This window comes from Nostoc sp. CCY0012, assembly GCF_963920855.1.
Taxonomy (GTDB): Bacteria; Cyanobacteriota; Cyanobacteriia; order Cyanobacteriales; family Nostocaceae; genus Cyanocohniella.
The window spans coordinates 1-23,376 of record NZ_CAWUDM010000006.1 but is presented as its reverse complement, the minus strand read 5'-3'; the positions used below and the strand labels follow the sequence as shown (position 1 = coordinate 23,376).

General features: G+C 42.6%; 11 protein-coding genes and 1 pseudogene. 8 read left to right on the top strand and 4 right to left on the bottom strand.

Annotated features, from left to right (window positions below; genetic code table 11):
* Window positions 1-590: 590 nt before the first annotated feature.
* On the top strand, window positions 591-7,859 hold the full coding sequence (locus tag ACM0OS_RS02530) for a LamG-like jellyroll fold domain-containing protein (RefSeq protein WP_414541577.1): 7,269 nt from the start codon (window positions 591-593) through the stop codon (window positions 7,857-7,859).
* Between the two features lie 366 nt (window positions 7,860-8,225).
* Here the strand turns inward: ACM0OS_RS02530 and ACM0OS_RS02525 are convergent, their stop codons facing one another.
* Both ACM0OS_RS02525 and ACM0OS_RS02520 read right to left on the bottom strand, forming a co-directional pair.
* Entirely contained in the window at window positions 8,226-9,095 is an 870-nt protein-coding gene (locus tag ACM0OS_RS02525) for a glycosyltransferase family 2 protein (protein WP_414541576.1), read from the bottom strand.
* A 15-nt stretch (window positions 9,096-9,110) separates the two neighbouring features.
* On the bottom strand, window positions 9,111-10,388 hold the full coding sequence (locus ACM0OS_RS02520) for an ABC transporter ATP-binding protein (protein ID WP_414541575.1): 1,278 nt from the start codon (window positions 10,386-10,388) through the stop codon (window positions 9,111-9,113).
* A gap of 344 nt (window positions 10,389-10,732) precedes the next feature.
* On the opposite strand from ACM0OS_RS02520, the gene ACM0OS_RS02515 reads away from it, so the two are divergent.
* The gene (locus ACM0OS_RS02515) at window positions 10,733-12,238 is read left to right on the top strand and encodes a GMC oxidoreductase (protein ID WP_414541574.1); all 1,506 of its coding nucleotides are present in this window, start codon (window positions 10,733-10,735) and stop codon (window positions 12,236-12,238) included.
* A 162-nt stretch (window positions 12,239-12,400) separates the two neighbouring features.
* Entirely contained in the window at window positions 12,401-13,174 is a 774-nt protein-coding gene (locus ACM0OS_RS02510; protein WP_414541573.1) for a hypothetical protein, read from the top strand.
* Between the two features lie 14 nt (window positions 13,175-13,188).
* On the opposite strand, the gene ACM0OS_RS02505 is transcribed toward ACM0OS_RS02510, so the two are convergent.
* Entirely contained in the window at window positions 13,189-13,599 is a 411-nt protein-coding gene (locus ACM0OS_RS02505) for a hypothetical protein (protein WP_414541572.1), read from the bottom strand.
* A gap of 163 nt (window positions 13,600-13,762) precedes the next feature.
* Entirely contained in the window at window positions 13,763-15,115 is a 1,353-nt protein-coding gene (locus ACM0OS_RS02500; protein ID WP_414541571.1) for an N-acetylmuramoyl-L-alanine amidase, read from the bottom strand.
* A 129-nt stretch (window positions 15,116-15,244) separates the two neighbouring features.
* Here ACM0OS_RS02500 and dnaG point away from each other — a divergent pair, with 129 nt between their 5' ends.
* The 5 genes and pseudogenes from dnaG to ACM0OS_RS02475 form a co-directional block, all read left to right on the top strand.
* Entirely contained in the window at window positions 15,245-17,161 is a 1,917-nt protein-coding gene (gene dnaG / locus ACM0OS_RS02495) for a DNA primase (RefSeq protein ID WP_414541570.1), read from the top strand.
* 413 nt (window positions 17,162-17,574) lie between these two features.
* Window positions 17,575-19,317 carry a ShlB/FhaC/HecB family hemolysin secretion/activation protein gene (locus tag ACM0OS_RS02490; protein ID WP_414541569.1) on the top strand — a complete coding sequence of 581 codons (1,743 nt, stop codon included), beginning with the start codon at window positions 17,575-17,577 and terminating at the stop codon, window positions 19,315-19,317.
* A gap of 272 nt (window positions 19,318-19,589) precedes the next feature.
* Window positions 19,590-20,258: pseudogene (locus tag ACM0OS_RS02485) on the top strand (filamentous hemagglutinin N-terminal domain-containing protein); the annotation flags it as partial.
* Window positions 20,259-20,345: 87 nt separating this feature from the next.
* Window positions 20,346-22,847, top strand: coding sequence for a filamentous hemagglutinin N-terminal domain-containing protein (locus ACM0OS_RS02480; protein ID WP_414541568.1), 2,502 nt, complete (start codon window positions 20,346-20,348; stop codon window positions 22,845-22,847).
* A 118-nt stretch (window positions 22,848-22,965) separates the two neighbouring features.
* The coding region (locus ACM0OS_RS02475) for a filamentous hemagglutinin N-terminal domain-containing protein (protein ID WP_414541567.1) at window positions 22,966-23,376 on the top strand (411 nt) is incomplete at its 3' end.

The following is a 23,376-nucleotide window of genomic DNA, read 5'->3' as shown; positions in this document are numbered from 1 at the left end:
ACTCCAGATTAACCCCCAAGCGATCGCCCTCGGCTGCGGGAAATTTGATCACGCACATCTTGCAAAACTGACTTAGCAGACAAAAGAATTGCCTTCTGATTACTGGAAAAATAATTGTTATCGTGTCAAAAATTGCATATTTAACTCTACTTAATATTGATGCTGTAAAAGTTAAGTTGGCTTCTACTTTTAATTCCTTAACTTTTCTGTATCGACTTTTATTTTGGTAAATCCTATAAAGATAACATAACACCTGTAATTAAGGAGTCGAACTGATGAAGACTTTAATAAATTATCTGAACAATATGTGCTGGAACAAAATATTGCCAATTAATTGCCTTATTTGCATAAAGTTGTAGCATTCTACACAATTTTCAGCAGAAATTTTTGTTAACTATTCACTCAAGCAAGCTGGTAATTAAATTTACCTAACCTTGCTGTTTCTCAAGATTAGTCTGTAACTCAAAATTGAGGCTTTTCGACTATATTTATTCCCAATAATAGAACTTACATATAGAGGATCTTGTGTAAGTTTTTACCTTGAAACTTTTTGAATAATCATGAATTGAACCAATAACTAGGAGCAAAATATGCAACCCCAATGGGACAACTATTTACAAACATACGCTAATAAAGCTTATCAGTACACAACTCTGATAGAACATACAGGGGTATTGATGTCCTTAGCGATGGATAGCGATCGCCGGATATATTACACTGTACTTGATCAACAAGATGATCCCAATCCAATTGATGCCAGAAATTGGTCATCTACACCCCAAGAATTGATTTTTCCTAACGAAATTACTCAAGTCGGGTTTGGGATTCTTCCCAACAAAGTTTTACCGACAGTGAGAAGTAATGGTCAGCCTGCGGTTAATATTTCCGAAATCGATTTCTTCCGTTCTACAACCGCAAGGCTAACAGCAGATGCACCGTTTCAAGCTTTGAGTGATGGACAATATATTTACTTGTTCCGACAGTCTATTGATGGTAATCATCCTGATAACGTCACTGTCACTAATTCTGATGGACAAACACCCATTCCGATTGTCGATCAAACCCTCTTAGTAGACAGATTCATTCTCGCTGGTACGCAACTAAAAACAGCGAGAGAAGTCCGCTATCGTCGCAGTCGCCATAAAATTCTCAAGAATGGGGCTAAAGATACTCTCGGCGCTACAGATATGGATAATCGCCCATTTTTTGAACCAACTATGGAGTTAGGTTTTGTCGAGAATTTGGTTGATGGACGGTTTACAGTTTTGCAAGTCCCAACGAGTATTCCTGATATTAAACGTTGGCAGATATTTGTCCATAATCAACGGACTAACAGAATTGATGCTTACAATATCGAACGTTCTGCTGATGGATTTTTCAATACTCAAGGTACGGAAAGTCCAGACGCGTTTACGAAAATGGGTTATGCAGAATCAGCTATAAAGTTAGATGCAGATACCTATATTGCAGGTAAAGCCCAAGTCATCAACAAACAAGAGTTTAATATTTCGGCTTGGATTAAACCAGAAACTACTGGTGTAATCTACTCAGAAGGAACACCAGCAGCAGTTTTCCAAATTAGCTTGGTAGAAACTCAGTTAAATACTGATGGACAATTCCTTTCTGGTTACGGTATTCACGTTACTGCTAACTCCAAGACAGTCACTTCTGCGGCTAATGTCATCAGAATGGGAGAATGGAATCATATTAGTATTTCTCTGGCTCCGGCTCCAGATGGCATAAATGCACCTGCAAATTCTGGTGTGGTGAAAATTCAGGTAGGGGATGCAGTTGTTAACGGTGAAGGGGAAGAAAATCAATATTTATTGTTTCCCACGACTACCGAAACGACAACTTACATGGTTGTGGGGAGAAACGTCGGTTCGTTGTCCGGTGGTTCCCAAGAGGGTTTACCTATTGTGACAACTGTTGATGAATTATCGATTTGGGGACGAGAACGTTCAGAACTGGAAGTTAAAGAAACGAAAAAGTTTCGCAAGGCGGGGAATGAACCTGGTTTAATTACCTATTGGCAATTTGATGAAGGTAACGGTACAACAGTTTACGATCGCACAGACACACTCAATCATGGTAGTGTCGAAGGAACAGCGCAGTGGGTACAATCTGACGCACCTGTAGGCGATAATCCAGGTATCCAACGCACGAGTTTTGGATTTGATGAACGCACTGTGGCAGGTAAAGGTATCTCGGCTGTGCTGTATTATCAGCAAGAGGAAGTATCTTCAGGACATGATAGAACACCCGCACCCATCAAGCAAAATGCCCGTGTGTTGGTGGCGGTATCCACAGCACATGAAAATGATGACAATAAAAAAATAGCTGTCCTGGACTTTGCTGTCAGTAAACGGGGTCGTTTATCGCAAATTCCCGACAATATCAATCTACCATTGATAGACACAACGACAAAAGACCCGAATACCTTTATCAACCAAATAATTCAATTAGAACAAACAGAAATTCTCAATACCCAACGGGAAATTGATTCTCTCAATCAAGAAATTGCTAATCAACAAGCAGTAATCCAAAGATTAATCGTAGAGAGGAAAAACAGTGAACTATCGAGAGCAAATCTAAATAAAAGCCGGGGTATTACAGGATATTCTGGCCATAGATTTACAGGTGTTAGACAAAGATTACAAATAGGTGAATACCCAACATTACCATCTGTAATTAATTCCGTGAAACCAGATCCGGGTACGTACATTCTGCTGTATAGGGAACCAAACTTCCGAGGTTTTCCACGGGCAGTGTATGAGGAAGATAGTAGATTAGGCGGCACTTATTTTCTGAGTAATTACATGAGTGCGAGGGTGCGTCATACAGACAGTTTTCAGAATCAACTGAATGCTCATAACTTGCGAATCGAGGCTATCAACCAACACATTACCAACATTCAAACGGTAATTATTCCTAACTTAAATAAGCAGATGACAACACAAACAGAACATCTGCAAAACATCAAAGCCCAACTAGCAGATTTACGCGCCCAATTGCAAGGTAAATTTGCTTTCCCCATGCGCTTAATCCATATTGATCCCAATGGTTTCAATGTAGTGGGGGGATTACTAGATTTTGCTTGGACAAATGATGCACCGCAATTATTTGAAAGTGCTAACGGAATGCTGCGGTTGTATTTCCGGGGTGATGCAGACCAATTTTTTGCTGTTAGTTACAACACCAATGTTGCCCGTGCTAGCATTTTACTTTCTGATAGCGTGCAACTGCGGGAACGTTCTCCAGGGTTGGGAAGTAGTGAAGTCAAAGTGATTATGGCTAGTGATGCCAATCCTGATACTACTACGGTGAGAATTACCGACGGGGAAGATGCCAATACTTGCAATGTCACTATAGAAAATAGCTTGCTGCAAATTACCGAAACTTGGCAACGAGTCCCCCGCAACCCGATGGGATTGGCAAGGGTATTGAGTGGACAGGCGCGGGATGTGGTTTATCTCGGTCGTTTGGGTGCAGATGTCACAGGTACGGTTGATATAATTACCCTGGCGGAACCTGCGACTCAACGCTACGAACAAGGTGCAACCCTGGTAATTGGTGCAGGAACTCTGACTTTAAGGAAAGCGATCGCACCAGGGGAAAAAGAAGTTAGCATTAGCGAAATTACCTTTACAGGCACTTTACCTGCTGGTACAACCATCAACTTGGTGGAATACGATTATGACAGTTACAGCAGCTTCAGCAACACAGGCGAGCTGATGAATGCTCCTTATAATCTCAAATTTGGTTCTGTTTTGGTAGAAGTAGCTGGGGTATCCAACGCAGGTAACATTGAAAATCTTGCCACCCGTCCCCTGACTGGCTTATCTCAACCCAACGCCTGGATTTCTGACACTCCAGGAAATGCGCTGCAAATTCGTAGTGGACATTTAAGCGGTGATGCGAACGAGTTATCAAATCAAGGCGACATTTCCCTAGAAGCTTGGATTCGTCCTGATAAAGAAATCTCTCGTAACATCACTTGGATTGTCTCCCAAAATTCCCCCACATCTAGATATTCTTTAGGGATTCAAGGACAGCCTGTAAATTCTGCCTTGCGATTCAATGGACAAAGTGACTATATCCAAGCCGCTAACCTGAACTTGGCGAATCAATCCTTCACCATCGAATTTTGGGCTAGACGAGATTCCGCCAACCTCAATGCTTTCTTCTCCGCAGTTCTCACCCAAGGAAGACCTACCAATAATAACCAACTACACTTCGGTTTCCGGCAAAATGGAGTCTTCTCCTTCGCTTTCTTTGGCAATGATTTGAATACACCAACTGATGTCGCTAACGATACCAATTGGCATCACTGGGCTTGTACTTATGATGCCCAAAGCCGCAAACGCATTATTTACAGAGATGGCGAAGTAGTTGCCGAAGATATCGCCACCGCCGCTTACCAAGGTACAGGGGTATTACTAATTGGAACAATTGAAAATCCTTCCCGACAGTTTTACTTCCAAGGTGCAATTGATGAAATCCGGATTTGGGGGAAAGTACGTAGCCAAAGAGAAATTAATGACACCAAAAATTGTCGTTTAGATGGCAATGAAGCAGGACTGCGGGCTTACTATCACTTTGAAGATGGAACAGCAAGCGATGGCACTGGTAACGCCGCCAATGATGGGCAAATTTTCGGCAGTCTCTCCAGAGTAGAATCAGGACTCACCGCCTATAACGTTGTCGCTGGGGTGAGAAACCGCTACATCACCACCACCGAACCAATATGGACAACTACTTGGGAACACGTCGCCGCTACCTACGCCGAAGCCTATGCCTTGAGATTTAATGGTGTAGATAATTACCTAGACTGTGGTAATCAAGTTGGTTTAGGGGTAGACAACGAATTAACCATTGAATTGACTGTCACTCTACCTAACAACAATCAAATGTTTCACCCCTTGTTGCAAAAAGGTAGAATTGGTAGAGACAACCCCGAACTCACTGCTTGGCTATACGTCAGACGAGATTCGGCGACAAACTACAGCTTGTGCTTTGGTTATGAAGATAATCAACAATCACGCCTAATCATTGCCCCCGTTAACGCACCTACCCCTGGTACTCCGGTAAACATTGCCGTCACAGGTAGACAAACTGACGATGGCTACACAGTTAACTTGTATTGGGACGGACAATTACGGAGAAGTCAACCTATCTCAGGTAGCGGTAAACCAGTAAGCAGTTTACAACCTTTAGAAGTAGGTAGGTGTAATGGCATACCCCAAGGTACAAGAATTGTTAATGGCTATCCCCGTTATCTGTTGGGAACCATCAGCAGCTTGCGGGTGTGGAACCGGGCGCTAAGTATAGGTGAATTACACCAAACTAATAGCGATCGCAATAAATTAGCAGGTGAGTGGCGCATTAACGAAGGTTTCGGTAACACTACCACCAATTTAATCGGTAACGATGAAGCTAGAATCATCGGTGCAACTTGGGTTGCTGACCCTGCACCCACAGCCACCAGACTAGATTTATACATCAACGGTATCCCAGCCCAGATTGCCCCTCTCAATGCTGTCACCCTGCCACAAAATCAGTTTACCTTGGGTCGAGATTTTCGGGGAGCAATTGATGAAGTCCGCATTTGGAAACAGTTCCGCACCCAAGAACAAATTCTCGATAACTTGTTTGGACAACTCCAAGGCGAAAGAGAAAACCTGCTAGCTTACTACGAGTTTGAATCTGACCCCACAACCGCAGGTAGAGTTAACACCGTCAACGACAGCAGTTTGCGAGGACACCACCTCACTGCTAGTCAGAATGCCGATATTCAACATACCTTTTCCCGCGCACCCCTATCTGATGACATACCTTTAGTGAGGAATGCGTTAGGTAGCGTCAGGAACAGATACCAAAGTCATATTACCAGCCGTCCGGCGATCGCCGAATATGCAGATATCCAAACTGCTAACAATGGCGAAATCACCGGTGTACACAAACGCTGTTACGCTTTCATCCAAGACAGTCATTGGTATTTGCTCACAGGTTACAAAGTTGGTAACTTAATTACCGAATGGATTAGTCAAGTCCAATTTGACCCCCAAATCAAAGGCTTCATTGAAGGTGCGCCCCCCGTTCCTTCGGAAAACTTGACCGCCGGGCCAATTGATGATTCCTTACGCGATTACGTTGATACCACTTCTGTAGAATTTGTGGAAGCAGATAGCGTTTCCTACACCATTGCAGCCAGTAAAGATAGTAGTTTCACCTCTTCCTTTGAAGCATCCATAACAGGAGAAGTTAGTCAGAATATCGATGGTGTCGTTGCTCCTTTGGGTTTCGGTATTATCACTAGAGACATTGTGGCTGGTGGGATTCAATTAGGTGCTTCAACTAAATTAGACACCGAGTTGAAATGGTCGAGTAACCAGCAACAAACCAACATCACCAATGTCAGTAAAATGACTACTGTAGGATTAGGTGGCGCTTGGGAAGATCCAAATATTGACCGACGGCTAAATAAAGCCATGCCTCGCCGTTACCAACCCTCCAACGTTGGCTTTGCCCTGGTAGAATCGGAAACTGCGGATATGTATGCCATTCGCCTATCACATAACCGCGCCCTAGTCGCTTTCCGCATGGTTCCCAATCCTAATATTCCCAAGGATACCAACATCATCCCCTTCCCCATCAACCCCCGTTACACCAAACAAGGCACACTAGATGGTGCTGTGGGATACGACCAAAACGGCAAAGTCCTAGACCCAGATTATCCCGAAGCTATCAACTACGGTGAGTACAGCTACTTCAAACCCAGCGAAGCTTACATTCTGCGTCAACGCATTCAAGCCGAAGAAACTCGCCTACGTACCTTCTACGAAGATTTCCGCACCACACCCCCCGGTGCAACTGGTGTCTTAGCAGGAGGACTCACAGGCGCGATCGCCGGGGCTTCAGTTGCTGGCGCAGCTGCACCCTTTGTAGCAGCCGCAGGAATTGCCGCAGGCGGTTTAATCGATGCTTTAACTTCCAACAACGATTTACCAGCGCAATACAGCAAACGTAACTTAGTCAATAGTTACATCTGGACAGCCGATGGTGGACTCTTCGCTGAATCCACAGAAACCACGGATGTACAGCAAGAAAGTACAAGTGGAGCGTATAATTTCACAGGTAATGCCACCTTCAGCGCTGCCGCCACCGGAGAAGTAGTTGGTATCAGTTTAAACGTAGAAACTAAAGCATCCTTTGGTGGTAGTTTAAACCTCACCAAATCCAAAACCAAAGAAGCCAGCCAATCTTTTAGAATCGACCTGAGAAATGATACTCCAGGTGATTTACAGAGATTTAGGCTAGATGAAAGAGGTAACTTGGTGCGAGATGAAGGCGATCGCCCCATCCGCGAATTTGATGCCAATGGTAATCCTTTGGATGCTCCCGGTAAAGTCAACGCTTATCGTTTCTTGAGCTTCTACCTCACCCCAGATACACAAAATTATGACGCTTTCTTTAATGAAGTTGTCGATCCCATCTGGTTAGAGGAAAGTAATTCACCTAATGCTCAAGCACTCCGCCAAGCACAACAACCCGAAGGCGGCCCCGCTTGCTGGCGCATCTTCCACCGCGTCACCTTCGTCAGCCGCATCCTCCCAGAGTTCCCTGACCCCACAGCCCCACCCCTAGACCGAGCAATTCAAAATACTGACTTAAGTAGCAGTTACGAATTAATCCGTTTAATTGAGCCATTTGTCCGTAATGCTACGGCTAATACTGGCGAATTTGATGCGGCTGTGAGGAATGCCATTCGTATCTATTTACCAGAGTTATCTGAGGGTTTGACTCAAGAGGTTGTGTTGACGTTAGCTAATTACTTTGGTGTGGAGGGAGTGAATTAGTTAATGCAATCGAATAACAATTAAAAAGTATTGTGCGTAAGGCTTTTTGTCTTACGCATTTTTATCATTTTTCTTTGCACTTTATTTTCTTTTATCCCCCCGAATCTCTTGCTTTATCTCAATACTGTTCAGTTAAGGCTAAAAACTACAATTAGTGGTAGGTTGGGTTGACTTCAGGAAACCCAACATCCTCAAGACTTTGTTGGGTTGCGCTATCGCTTAACCCAACCTACTTTTTCTCTTAAGTGAACCGTATTGTGCTTTATCTAGGTTTTTCGTTTATTCAGCAAGCCCTATTGTAGTTTAATGCCACCAATAGCCCAATACCCTGTGTGTGACATTTACAGATTAATTTGCTGTACACATTCAAAAAAATCTATAAATTTTGACAGCAAATTGAGGCACTATGTGCAGTGGATCTAGTTGCATTGCCCAGCATAAATTGTAGAAAGCTTCACGTTTTAAACCCATTTCGTAACATTTGTTAGCGTGTTGATAGACAAACTTAGCAAACATTTGCGGATGGGCTTGGAAAAGTGAACGATGTTTATGCACTAGGCGTAAAAAACTTTCTTGGCGGAGTATGGGATTGCGTGAAACTCTTTGCTCCCCGTGGTTATATAACTGATAGGTGATGTTAGGTAGACCAATAATTGAGCAAGCGGGGTTGAGTCGTAAAAAGAGTTCTGAGTGAACGCGCGATCGCATCTCGTTATCCCAACCACCAATTTTTTGTAGCACTTCACGCTCAACTACCAGGGTTTGCTTGGTATTGTAAGATTTACCGGGTTCGAGTTCTTCGAGAAAGAAATGCACACCGCGTGGCCGGACTGGCGGTGGTAAACGCTTACTCAAGACTTCTCCTTGAGCGTTGACTTCCTCTAAACCGGAAATTACAGCCACAGGTGGGGGTAGGGTTGTTTGCGATAACGCCTCTAACGATACTTCTGCCATATGGGGAAGGAGACGATCATCATCATCTAGAAATGTTACCCATCGACCCAAAGCGGCTTCCAGTCCGACATTACGAGTTCCCGCACCACCATGAGGTTGCGATAGACGAATCACCCGCAATCGAGGATGAGTAGGTAAGTCTATTGGCTGTGTAGAAGCGTCATCAACCACAATCACTTCCAAATCATCCATAGTTTGCTCAAGGGCACTTTTAACAGCATGAGCTACTAGGTGAGGTCGATTGTGAGTGGGAATAATAATACTGAGTAGGGGGTTGTTCATTTTTGATGTTTTAATTTATTGATTAAGCACCTGCCATGTATGCGGTTGATAAAATAAACTTCTATTAATTGTTTTGTCGCTCTTGACAGTAAATCTAAAAGATTCAACCATATCAAAAGTCTCCACATCTCTTTTGATATAAATTTTTGCAGTATATACACCAGGAATGAAGGAGCAATATGGCATATACATCTGGACTTCTGATTTTCCTGGGAGGATTGTTAAATCCTCGTTATCGGAGTGAGAGGTTATGTACTGAACCCGTTCATTTTCTCCTGATAAAGCTTTGATTACTATACCTAAGTTGGCTTGGTCTATTTTTTTGTAAGATTTACATTCCACGCATAAATAGGCAGGTTCACCAGAAAACAGTGTTTCTAGTAAATTACCCTGTTCATCTCTAAAAAAAATAGAAGTAATACATAAACTTAAATTCTCGGATAGTGGCTTTTCAGGGAAAACCATTTTTCCTAAAGCACTTTCAGTTCCACTTAAACATAGATCTTCTTCATATTTACTAATTACTTTTTCTGTTTCACCAGACGTAATCAATTGACCTTTTGATAAATAAAGTGATGAATCACAAACGTTGAGAATGCTATGGGAGTTATGAGAAACTAAGATAAAAGCTGTGCCATTTTTCCGCAGTTGTGCTAATTTTTTGTGACACTTAATTTTAAATTTGATATCTCCTACTGCTAGTACTTCATCAATCAATAAAATATCAGGTTCTACATGAACTGCACAAGCAAATCCCAGTCTAGCCGCCATCCCTGAACTATAGGTTTGTACAGGTGCATCAATAGCATCTCCAATCTCAGAAAAATCTACTACCTCTTCAAATCTCTCTGCAATTTTTTTAGTAGATAGACCCAGAATTGCCATATTTGCATAAATATTTTCTCGCCCCGACAATATAGGGTTAAATCCTGCTCCCAAGGCAATTAATGGAGCTACCCTCCCTCTTACTTTTATACAGCCGGTATCGGGTTTAATCAAACCACTAATGATACGTAAGAGTGTGCTTTTGCCAGCGCCATTAGAACCTACTAAACCAAGAGCTTCTCCCTGCCGTAATTCAAAGCTGACATCTTTAAGCGCCCAAAACTCTTTTTGACGCAAAGTATCGCTCTTTCTATTAGCTCCTAATAATTCTGTGGCAATATCTTGAAGACCATATAATAAAGACTTTTTGAGATTTCTACAGAATTTTTTAGAAACTTGATCAACTGAAATCAATAAATCAGGATCTTGGAAATTTACGTAGTTTTCTGGCTCTATTAACTTAATCATTATTAAGAACTAACTCTCTCATCCACAAACGGCATAGCCAAACGGAATGTAGCCCAAGTTATGAATAATGATACTCAAGTCAGTAGCTAACTCTCGTATTGTGACTAAACCAATTCATATCATAACCTTTAATCGTCCAAAGACTTATATGATAATGATAATCAAATTGACGTAATAGCCACCAAATTAATCAATCAGGTGCCGGGTTTGCTTAGTTGGGGTAAAATCACCGAAGTTGACGTTTGCCGCCACACAATGGCTAAATTTAGTAGGCTAATTTTAGTTCAAAAATAGCTGGTGGTAAATCTTTTGACCATTGGACATTCTATATAGATGGGAGCCAGATGATTACCGATATTCTCGATATGGGTGAGCAAACGAAGCTAATGGGGCAGGTGGTTGTACTCGGCTCAGGGATCGCAGGTGCTGAGGTAGCAACACACCTAGCACGTCATGGACGAGAGGTGGTGCTAGTGGAAAGCGGGCGCCATCAATTCGATCCATCGATCCAGGCATTGAATGATGTGATCTTTCTTGGCAAACGCCATCGCAAACTAGATCCAGACTCTTACTACCATCGATACCTGCCGCCTGAGCTACGTGGAGTCAGTCGCGTGCGTCAGTTCGGTGGCACAAGTAATGTCTGGACAGGTAAGTGGAAATACTTACAGCCCTGGGATTTCGATGGTAGACCTTGGGTTGCTGACAGTGGCTGGCCAATAAACTTCGCTGATCTCTTGAAACACTACCGTTCGGCGGCAAAAGATTACGGCTTCGGTGATTTAGAAGCAGAAGCCGTACGTCCTGAAATTACGTCTCTTCGAGCAAAGCTCGCCGCAGGCGGTTTGAAAATGAGCAGCTTCTACTGGGAGAAAACTCCCACGCGCACGGCGATACGCTTTGGAGAAGAGATGCGCCGCTCAAAAAACTTGCATGTCGTCTTGGGTGCGACCGCAACTGAGTTAAAACTCGATGCTTCCTGTCAACATGTGACCGCAGTTGCTTGTCGCTCACTCGAAGGCCGTGAACTCATTGTCGAAGGCAAAGTAATTATCCTGGCCACCGGGGCGTTTGAAACCGCGCGTCTCCTACTTGCCTCCAACCGTCAACTCTCTGGAGGGATCGGCAATGCTCACGACCTCGTTGGGCGCTTTTATACTGACCATCCTAAACACCATACGGGAACCCTAAAGCCAGGACCTTTAGCTCAACAATATGCCCATGAGCTGCAATACGCTCCCAAGCCACGTTTCTGTATTTGCTTTGCGCTGGACGACGCAACTCAGCGAGAGCAAGAGTTGCTCGAGCATGTCTTGTACTTGAAGCCGATTTACGAGAAGTCAATGGATCGCCTGTGGCGAACCTTGCGCCGCCGTCCTGCCTGCCGGGACGGTAATGGCCCGGTGGCCAGCTATAGAGTCAAATTTGTGACCGAACAGGTTCCACATAAGGGCAGTCGCGTTAAGCTGGGAACGGAATGCGACGCACTCGGTCAAAGAAAGCTGGAAGTTGACTGGTGCTTCACCGACCAGGATCGGCATTCGATGCAGAAGACGCTGCAACTCTTGACGCAGCGATTTGCAGATATCGGGATCGGAACTTTTAACTTCGAGAATGATCCGCCGTGTTTGGAGAACATGACCGATGCAGCCCACCAAATGGGTACCACTCGTATGGCTAGGCGACCCGAAGAGGGTGTTGTTGATCCGAATTGTCGAGTGTTCGGTACTGATAATCTCTATGTGGCTAGTTCGGCGGTGTTTCCCACCGGACCTTCGTACTCACCCACCTTCACAATCCTTGCACTTGCGCGCCGCCTCGGTCAGCATCTGCTCCAAAAAACTTATTAACCGAATTTTTTCCCATTTCACTAATCCTGTAAACACCTTGTGAGAATTGGCTCTACATTGTTCCCAAAGATGTGCAGCTAGAACAACTATCACAAGCATTTGCGTATAAATCCTTATGTGTAGCCATGATTGAGCTAATAGTTTCACTAGGGATTATGCAATATGTATGTGAATTTTTTCATCAGTTCCATTGTGGGAATTGTAGTTGTAGTACTGCTGGGTTTTGGTGTATTGCAATGGTTCCAAATACCTACTGGTAACTTCCTAGACTGGGTAATTGGTGGTGCCAGTTTTTGGTGGTTGTTGGTAATTGTGACTGTACCTTGGAGTGTACATTTTCAGGCTAAAGAAGTTTTAGCAGAAGCAGCACAATCTACGGAAAAACAAATTCCCGTAGATGAAAAGCAAGTTAAGTATGTCAGTGTTTTAGCCAAGCGATCGCTCTGGGTAGCCATTGCTTTACACTTATTCTCAGCCGTTGGCCTTTATACGCTTGCGGCCACTGGTATTAGCGCTGTGGGATATATCAGTTCTGGTGCAGCTTTATTATTAACCGTCCTGCGTCCAGCTATCCGCGCCTACGAATATTTATATGCACGGTTGAGGATGATTAGCCAAGAATTTCGGTATCCCCGTGAAGATGTCATGGAACTCCGCAATCGCTTTTATGAATTAGATGACACAGTTAAACGCTTAGAACAACAACTCAACCCAGAACTAGATTACTCATTACCTGCAAACCAACAGCGCTTTACCGAAGAAACGCGCAGAGATTTAGCCAGAGTAACTGCTAGTTTAGAAGATTTACGGGCCACAAATCAAACCGAACATGAACGTTTAGCCAGAGAAGCCAGAAGTGCGATCGCTCAACTTTCATCTGACGGACAATTTCTCGATCATGTCCGCGAAATTATCCGATTTTTTAAATCCGCCTAATCTCCCAAAAAATCTTAGGAATCACTAGGTTCTCCCAAGCGTTCAGGGTTTTCTACACCTGTTAACCGATTCCAAAGCTGATAGCCAACCTCAGTTTTTGGTACGTACCAATTATCAGTCCCGGCTTCCATATCGCCCATTGCAGTGAACTCTTGACGTTCTGGGTCATTCAAATCAATATACGTTGCGCCTTGTTCCAAACGACTTCCAGGTGGTAGCAGAGTAATTTGCTTAAGTTCGTCGGCTGTATACTCTGCAAGTTGGTCATGCAGTTCCTTCACCTCATAAGCATTCAGTCCTGCTTTCTCTGGATGCTGCCCTTCTAGACCATAATTTCGACCAGCCAGAGGTTGTGGATTCAGGTCTTGCTGCCATTGGTCGGGCTTGTTATCTGTTGGTTTCCCTTGTTTTTGAGTTTGAGACATTTTAATTTCTTCTTATGCTTTACTAACAGTAAGCCTCATTAAAATTGAGATGCCGACTGCCATAAGAAAGAATTGGCAAATTATTTTTTAAAATAAAGCATTAATAACTCTTTCATCTGTTAGCCCATAGATAGAGGCTACTACTGCTAATATGCATAACGAATTACAAAAGTCGTGCTGATTCATACAGTCGTTTCATCATTGCTAAAATTTTTGTACCATAGTCTAGATCTGCTGACCAGCGCCCAGAAAGCTGATATATTGATGACGCAATTCCCCGGGTGATAAAGCGAAACCGTGGGTCTACCACTTCGTTTACCAATGGTTCCAAACTAGCGTAAGCTTTTAAATGTTGAATATGCGCTCTGACACCAATTCTAGCGCTAGAAAAAGAAGCTGCTTCAGCACCACCACCAATGGAACCTAAGCCGGCAAAGTTGTTTTGCTGAGGTCTGACATCACCCCCAAAGCGTAAAAATCCAGTTTCTAAACACATTTGACAAAAAGCAATGTCATAATTCACACCCTCTGAATTACCTTCTTCTCGATATAATTTAGGTATATCAGGAAAAGTCACCAAAGCATTTTCATTATTATTTCTCAGAAATAGTTGCAACTCTACTTCTGAGGTATTACCCCGTGACATAATGCGGTCAAGATTATCAGCGCAAACTAATAAATTAGAGCGTAAACTAACTGTACTAGTTGCTGCATCCCAACCAATAGAAACATTAAAATTTCTTAAATCTACTGCTTTAATATAAACTATTCTCCGATAACTAATACGGTTAATATCGGGTGATTTAGATAAATCAATTCGTAGCTGATCTACCAAATCAATAGGAATGTAAGAATTACCATTAACTAATATTCCTTGTTCTGCATATTTTTGCCCATTAATATTAATATTAATTGCTGGATAAGTTGGTTCAACAGGAGTTACCTCAGTGGGGTCAATTACCCGACTCCAAGATGCCAAGCCATCGGCAATTCCCAAAGCGAAATCACGACGACGATTTTGTAGTAATGCGCGGTCTTCGGGGCTGCTAATAAAGCCTACTTGCATCAATAAAGAAGGAATAGCTACTTGACGACAAAATGCTAAACTCCCCAACCCACTATCGGTGTCTGGTTTGACTCCCCGATTTGGTAACTGAGGTACACGCCGCAACAGCCCCATTAAAACCAATTCACTATTACTTTTACGCTCCTGGTTGTTGGCAATGTAATAGACACTTGCACCCCGCACAGCCGGACTACTAGCAGCATCAGCATGAATTTCTAGGGCGACATCAACTCGACGACCCCGCGCATTAATCCAAGCAATAGTTTCTACGGTACTGAGGTCATCGGGAACTGCCAAAACATCAAAACTCCGCGATCGCAATTCTGTGACAATCAAATCCCGCAGCAGAATCATTTCTCTAGCTTCGGTTGTACCACCTGCAATTGAGCCAGGATCGATGCCTCCGGCTTCTTTGCCTCCGTGAGCCGCTGAAATAAAAATACGTCCCATCGTCAGTATTTCCTCTAAGAAAATTAAGCGTAAGCAATTTTATACATAATTGTTGGCTTGGCAACAAGAATATAATAGCTATCAGTGGGTCAGCCCACAGCAGTGATAGTTACGAACCCATGAGCCAAAATGCAAATTCCCCGCTTGCACCCTGACACAATTGAGGAAATTAAACAACGTGCTGATATTGTTGATGTGGTTTCAGAACACGTAGTTTTACGCAAGCGTGGTAAAGATTTTGTGGGTTTATGTCCTTTCCATGATGAGAAGAGTCCCAGTTTCACAGTCAGTCAAACCAAGCAAATGTACTATTGCTTCGGCTGTCAAGCTGGGGGAAATGCCATTAAGTTCTTGATGGATTTGGGCAAACACTCGTTTTCGGAAGTAGTGTTAGATTTAGCACGTCGTTACCAAGTACCTGTACAAACTCTCGCTCCAGAACAACGCCAAGAATTACAGCGTCAGATTTCTTTGCGGGAACAGTTATATGAAGTTCTCGCTTCCGCCGGACAGTTTTATCAACACGCCCTCAGACAAAGCCAAGGAAAAACAGCGTATGAATATCTGCAATCTGATCGCCAACTGAATGAAGAAACAATTCAGCAGTTTGGCTTGGGTTATGCACCCGCAGGTTGGGAAACCCTACATCGCTATCTGGTGGAAGATAAACATTATCCAGTGCAACTGGTGGCAAAAGCAGGATTGATTAAGCCACGGAAGGAAGGAAGTGGTTATTATGATGTATTCCGCGATCGCCTGATGATTCCCATCCGCGATATCCAAGGGCGAGTCATTGCTTTTGGTGGGAGAACCCTAACTGATGAACAACCGAAGTATCTCAATTCACCAGAAACTGAGCTTTTTAGTAAAGGTAAAACCTTATTTGCCCTTGATCAAGCCAAAACAGGGATTTCCCAGTTAGATCAAGCCGTAGTGGTAGAAGGATATTTTGATGCGATCGCTCTCCATGCTGCGGGTATTACCAACGCTGTGGCTTCTTTGGGTACGGCTTTAAGTATTGAACAAGTCAGGTTAATTTTACGCTACACCGAATCTAAACAATTAGTCCTCAACTTTGATGCTGACAAAGCCGGAAATATCGCCGCAGAACGAGCCATTGGGGAAATAGCCGATTTAGCCTACAAAGGGGAAGTGCAGCTGAAGATTCTCAACATCCCCGATGGTAAAGATGCCGATGAGTACTTGTATACTCATACACCAGAAGATTATGAGCAACTGTTAGTAAATGCCCCATTGTGGCTTGATTGGCAGATTCAACAAATAATTGCGGGAAGGGATTTAAAGCAAGCTACCGATTTTCAGCAAGTCACGCAACAGATAGTAAAATTACTAAAAAATATAGATAATAGCGATACACGCAACTATTACGTCTCTTACTGCGCCGAAATCCTCAGCTTAGGGGATTTGAGACTGATACCTTTACGCGTGGAAAATCTATTAACTCAAATTGCTCCGGCTACTACGGCATATTCTCAACCCTTAACAAGTAAGAAAAAAGGGGATAGTAGAAAAATTACCCACTCCTCAATCCTAGGAAATCGCAGTCTTTTAGAACTAGCAGAAGCTTTACTACTCAAAATTTACCTCCACTGTCCCGAACAAAGGCAAACTATTATTGACACCTTAGAAGAACGAGATTTAGAATTTAGCCTTTCCCACCACCGATTTTTGTGGCAGAAGATTTTAGAATCAACAGGGGAACAGGAAGATTTTGTTTCAAGTTTGCAAGATAGGTACTTAGAGTTATCAGAAGAAATAGAATTAGTGTCCCATTTGTTTCATGTAAATGAGACAAGCAAGAAAGAAATGTTGCGGACACCCCAAGTAGTTCAAGCTGCGATCGCTTGTATGGAAAGAGTATTAAGAGAGAAGCGCTATCGTTACTTTTTAGAACTTTGGCAACAAACTGATGCAGAAGCAGAACCGGAAAAATGGCAATCGTATTATCAGTCTTTCTACAATGAAAAACTGCGGTTGCAAGAATTAGATCGCCAACGCCAATTTTCCATTACAGATTTGCTGTGATGGCTGTTTACAGTTTATCATTCTGAATAAATACGTATTTATGCTGATGATAGCTGTAAAAAATGCAGTCATCATATGTAATCATATATTATTTTTTCCTAATTAGATGGATATAAAAAATCAAGAATTATCTATTTTGTAAACTTCCCATAGCAATAGGTCTAAATTAGAGCAATTTTGTAGCCTTTACAGGATTGACATACCCAACAGTAAATCGTTGGGACGGCAGACATACCAAACTGTCTCCTTTAGCTATGCAAAAAATATGGAACAGTTGTGAGAGCCAATAGAGGAAAAATTTCTGTGTACTAAGTAGGCACTATAAACTGCGTACACCATAACAATGAAAATACCTCTTCACCTGTTACCTATTTCCTATTTTCAACTCAGGTAAACTAAGGAGAAGGGTGTAGATGAAGTATATTATTAACGCAGCATTTTCTCAACAGACATTAAACAATTATTTTAATTTTAGTCCCAAAATTCTCACATTCGTCCTGATTTTACCAGCAGTATTGTGTAACTATCATCAAGCGATCGCTCAAACTTTACCACCTAGTCGCATAGGAGATATTCCTATCGTACTACCGCAGCCATCCAACCAGGAGCCATTGCTTCCTCCCCCACAACTACCGGATCAACCAATTACCGCAGAGGATGACCCTAATGCCAAATTCCGGGTAGATCGCATTGAAGTTGTTGATAGTACAGTTTTTTCACCAGAAGATTTTGCCGCTATTACAGATCCCTTTGTGGGACGGGAAATATCGTTTGCAGAACTGTTGCAAGTCAAAGATGCCATTACCAAGCTCTACACTGATAACGGCTATGTAACTACAGGTGCTTTAATTACACCGCAGACAGTGGAAGCTGGAGTCATTACCATTCAGGTGGTAGAAGGCAGTTTGACAGAAATTCAAATCGTAGGCAATCGGCGATTGCGTAGTCAATACATCCGCGATCGCATTTCACTTGGTGCTGGTAAACCCCTTCAGGTGCCGAACTTGATAGAAAAGCTGCAACTACTCCGCCTCGATCCGCGCATTCAAAACCTCTCAGCTGAGTTGCAAATGGGTGTAACTCCGGGAACCAATATATTACAAGTTGAAGTTCAAGAAGCCGATACTTTCTCCCTCACCACAACTTTAGATAATGGGCGATCGCCTAGTGTTGGTAGTTTTCGCCGGGGTGTAGAATTACAAGAAGCCAATTTACTAGGCTTTGGTGATACCCTCAGTGTCGGGTACGCCAATACTGATGGCAGTAATACAATTAATGTCAATTACGCTTTACCAATTAATGCCCGCAATGGCACTGTATTCTTTGGTGTCAATCAGGGATGGAATCGCGTCCTTGAAGAACCATTCAGTGTCCTAGATATTCAGTCAAATATCAAGTCTTACGAATTAGGCTATCGCCAACCACTAATCCAAAAACCAACTCAAGAATTAGCGGTGGGATTATCCTTTTCCCGTCAAGCCAGCCAAACGAAGTTAGGTCTAGATGATATTGGCGGGTTTGCTTTATCGCCTGGTGCAGATGCAGACGGAAACACCAAGATTTCGGCTTTACGCTTTACCCAAGAGTATACTCAACGCAATAATCAGCAAGTTTTCGCCGCGCGATCGCAATTTAGCTTAGGTGTAGATTGGTTCGGTGCCAATGTCAATGAAGATGCGCCAGATAGTCGCTTTTTTGCTTGGCGGGGACAAACCCAGTGGGTACGACAGTTAGCACCGGAAACACTATTTTTAGCCAGAGGCGATTTTCAACTAGCAGCAGATTCTTTAGTACCTTTAGAACAATTTGGTCTTGGTGGACAGGTAAGTGTGCGCGGTTATCGCCAAGATACATTATTAACCGACAATGGAATGTTGGTATCCGCAGAATTACGGCTGCCTATTTTACGTGCTGCCAACATAGGAGGAGTACTACAACTAACACCATTCATCGACGTGGGTAAAGGCTGGAATACCAAAGGTGACAATCCCTCACAAAGTACTTTGATTGGTACTGGGTTAGGTCTACTGTGGCAACAAGGTAATAATTTCTCGGCTAGGTTGGATTGGGGTATTCCCTTGATATCTGTAGAAGGTGACGGGCGATCGCTCCAAGAAAATGGGTTGTACTTTTCGATACGCTATACACCATTTTAACTCTCTTGGGGGTTTAAATCCCCGTCACAAAACGTAATTGCGAATTGCGTTCGCGGAGCGTGCCGGAGGCTCTATTGCGAATTGCGAATTGTTTGAATGCCTGTTTTACAAATGCGGTCTCTAGTAGTTCATTTGTGGCTAAGACACTGACATTTATACATTGGGCGGATCGCTTAAGCACCCTCATCTCAAATCATGTCTCTTGGTTACTAGTGTTAAAAATAATACTATTTAGGGAATTATAAATTGAGTATTATCAGGAAACTCTGAAGATGAGACAGCCTTTTTTTGGGTGGAGTTTGGCAAATCGAATCATTACAAGTTCCCTGCTCTTGCCATTAGGAATCATTGTATGGACTAGTTGTGCCTCTGCTCAGGTCACTTTAGACGGCAGTCTCAATACTAATATCTCCCAAAATGGGAATCATTTCACAATTACTAATGGTAGTGCCTCAGGTACTAATCTATTTCACAGCTTTGGGCAATTTTCCGTTCCCAATCGAGGTTCAGCCACCTTTGATTTAATCCATACTCCCAACATCTCTACTATCTTTAGTCGAGTCACTGGAGGTAGCGTTTCCCATATAGATGGCTTAATTCAGACGATCAATAGCAATAACACAGTTAGTCTATTTTTATTCAACCCTAGCGGAATTGTATTTGGGTCTCGTGCCAGCCTCAACATTAGTGGGTCATTTGTTGGAACTACTGCCGAAAGTATCAAATTTGCTGACGGGAGTAAATTTAGCGCTACTGACTCTACAACACAGCCCTTATTAACCATGAGTACGCCTGTGGGACTACAACTAGGCAGCAATGCTGGAGCAATTCGCACCCAAGGCACACCAGCGCTTAATTTCCTGTTTCGCCCCGCGCAAAGTTTTAAGGCTCAAACTGTTGCATTAATTGGTAGTGAAATTGATCTTAATCAAACAAGCCTTGTCCTGAATCTCCACAATTGAGGGTTAGAAGTAGTTACCTGAAGGGCATCATAAGCATAAATCATCAAGTATCGGAGACATTAAGTGATGAGAGTAAGTTCTGTTGGTTTAGTTTTGCTCAATCAGTTGTCATTAGGTGTCATGCTGATTTGGTGTCATACTGCTCATGCTCAGGTAACATCTGATGGTACGACTAACACCATTGTTAACCCCAGTGGCAATAATTTTCATATTCTTGATGGTATTGAAAAAGGTAATAATTTATTCCATAGTTTTAGTAATTTTTCTGTGCCAACTGGTGGTTCAGCCACTTTTGATGTAACTAATACACCAAATATTACAACTATATTTAGTCGGGTAACAGGTGGAAATGTTTCTCATATTGATGGCTTGATTCAAACTCTTGGTGGCAATAATCCAGTGAGTTTGTTTTTAATGAATCCCAACGGGATTATGTTTGGGCAAAATGCCAAGTTGGATATTGGCGGTTCGTTTGTGGGGACGACAGCAACTAGTATTAAGTTTGCTGATGGCACAGAATTTAGTGCAGTTGGGTCAAATACAACTCCTTTATTGACTATGAGTGTCCCTATCGGCTTGCAGATGGGGCAGAATTCGGGAAATATTCAAGTACAGGGAACTGGACATCAATTGACAGGAGGAGCATTGACTCCCATAATTCGGGATAATACCCAATCAACCTTAGAGGTGAATTCCGGACAAGCGATCGCATTAGTTGGACAAAATCTGAATTTGTCAGGTGGTGTTTTAACTGCTGAAAATGGCAGGATTGAGTTAGGTGCAGTCAAAGCAGGTACAGTTAAGATTAATGACACATTCTCAGATTTGCAGTTGGATTATGCAAATATCAAAGGTTTTGGAGATATGCAACTTGTAAATCAGTCTTTAGTCGATGCAAGTGGCTTAACCAGTCGTGGAATTCAATTACAAGGGCAAAATATTAGCCTTAAAGATGGTTCTGCTGCCTTGATTCAAACTGTGGGAAGCCAAGCACCTAATAATATTAGCGTGCAAGCAACAGGTTTGTTAGAAGTTTCTGGAGATGTGAGAATAGCACCGGATGTAGGACCTGTAACAGGAGTTATGTCTAGTCGCTTGATGACTGAAAGTTTAGGTCTAGGGAAAGGTGCTGATATTGATGTTTCTGCCGGAGATTTACTCCTCAATGACGGAGGTATTGTCCTATCAAGAACTTATGGTTTCGACTCTGGGGGTAATATTAATGTAAATATTGCCAGAGATATTCAAATTAATCGTGTATCACCGCTAAATCTGATTGCTACTAGTGGAATTGCTACACCTACCTTTGGCTCTGGGCCATCGGGCAATATGAATATCACTGCATCGAACCTAACAATTACAGATGGCGGCTTAATTATTTCTAACAATTTTGGAAAAGGGGATAGCGGAAATGTAAATGTGAATGTTTCCGGAACTATAGAAATTAAGGGTGCATATCCAATAACTTTAGCTCCTGCTAATATTAGTTCATCTGTATTTGGCCAAGGTAATGGTGGTTATTTAAATATAAATACATCCAGGCTGATTGTAGACAATGGTGGATCTGTTGCCACTGCAACTCTCAATAGTGGTGCTGGTGGCAACCTCACCATTAATGCTTCTGAATCAATAGAACTCAGGGGTAGCAGTATTAGCGCAGCAGCCCCAATTTTACCGACAACTTTGCGTCAAGCATTTGGACTTCCTGATCGCCCTAGTGGAAATGCTGGCAGTGTAACCATTAATACTCCTAAATTTCAAATAGATAATGGAGGGGTAGTTACTGTCAATAATGAAGGATTGGGAAATGGGGGAATTTTAAATATAAATGCAAATTCCTTACGACTTGACAACAAGGGTCAAGTAATTGCTAATACTGCTTCTGGGGAAGGCGGTAATATCAACTTGAATCTCAAATCTGACTTAATTCTACAAAATAACAGCCTCATTTCTACAGAAGCTCAAGGAACTGGCAATGGCGGTAATATTACTATCAACTCTCCAGTTATCGTCGGTTTAGAAAACAGCGATATCATTGCCAATGCTGTAGAAGGAAATGGCGGTAATATCAACATTAATACCCAAGGTATATTCGGGTTAAAATTCCGCAACGAACTGACTCCAGAAAGTGACATCACCGCAAGTTCTCAATTTGGAGTTAGCGGTACAGTAGAAGTTAATAATATTGGTGTTGACCCCAATTCTGGTTTAGTGGAATTACCTGCAAACTTAGTAGATTCATCGCAACAAATTGCCGCAGGTTGTGCAGATACAAGTGGTAGTAGTTTTGTCGCCACAGGAAGAGGTGGAATACCCCAAAATCCCAGTCAAGATGTGAGGAGCGATGTCTACGAAGGGCTACGCCTACGCACTTGGTCTGATGTGCGTGACATCTCTGCATTCCAACAACATCACCCAGTCACAGCACACAAACCTCAATCATCAAACACTTTTGTTCAAGCTACATCTTGGCATCGTAACCCACAAGGCAAAATTGAGTTAGTTTCAACCTCATCCCCTTCCTATACTCAGCAATCATTATCTTGCTCTGCCATTACTCAGAGTTAACTGAATATCACTTCCTCCTTGTTCCCTGTTCCCTGCTATAACTACTCGAAGGACTCTCTTGTGTTAAGACAAGTGTCATTAAGGGAATACTAATGTGAGAAGAAAAAGCCACTGAATCATGAAAGTACTCCCTGTTTGTTTGGGTTGGGTGAATCGAATTTTGACAGCTTCTATAGTGTTGCCATTAGGAATCATCTTGCTGAGTGAAAACTTTGCCTATGCTCAAATCACTTCAGATGGCAGTCTCAATACTACTGTGATTCAAAATGGCAATCACTTCACCATCATCAATGGTAGTGCGGCAGGCAGTAATTTATTTCACAGTTTCGGGCAATTTTCTCTTCCTACTGGCAATTCAACCACTTTTGATTTAGTCAATACTCCCCAAATTTCCAACATTTTCAGTCGAGTTACTGGTGGTAGTGTTTCCCAGATTGATGGCTTAATCAAGACTATAAATAGTAGTAATCCTGTAACCCACATTCCGCACCCACAACTGTCACACCCCAAAGAAACGGATATATCTAGT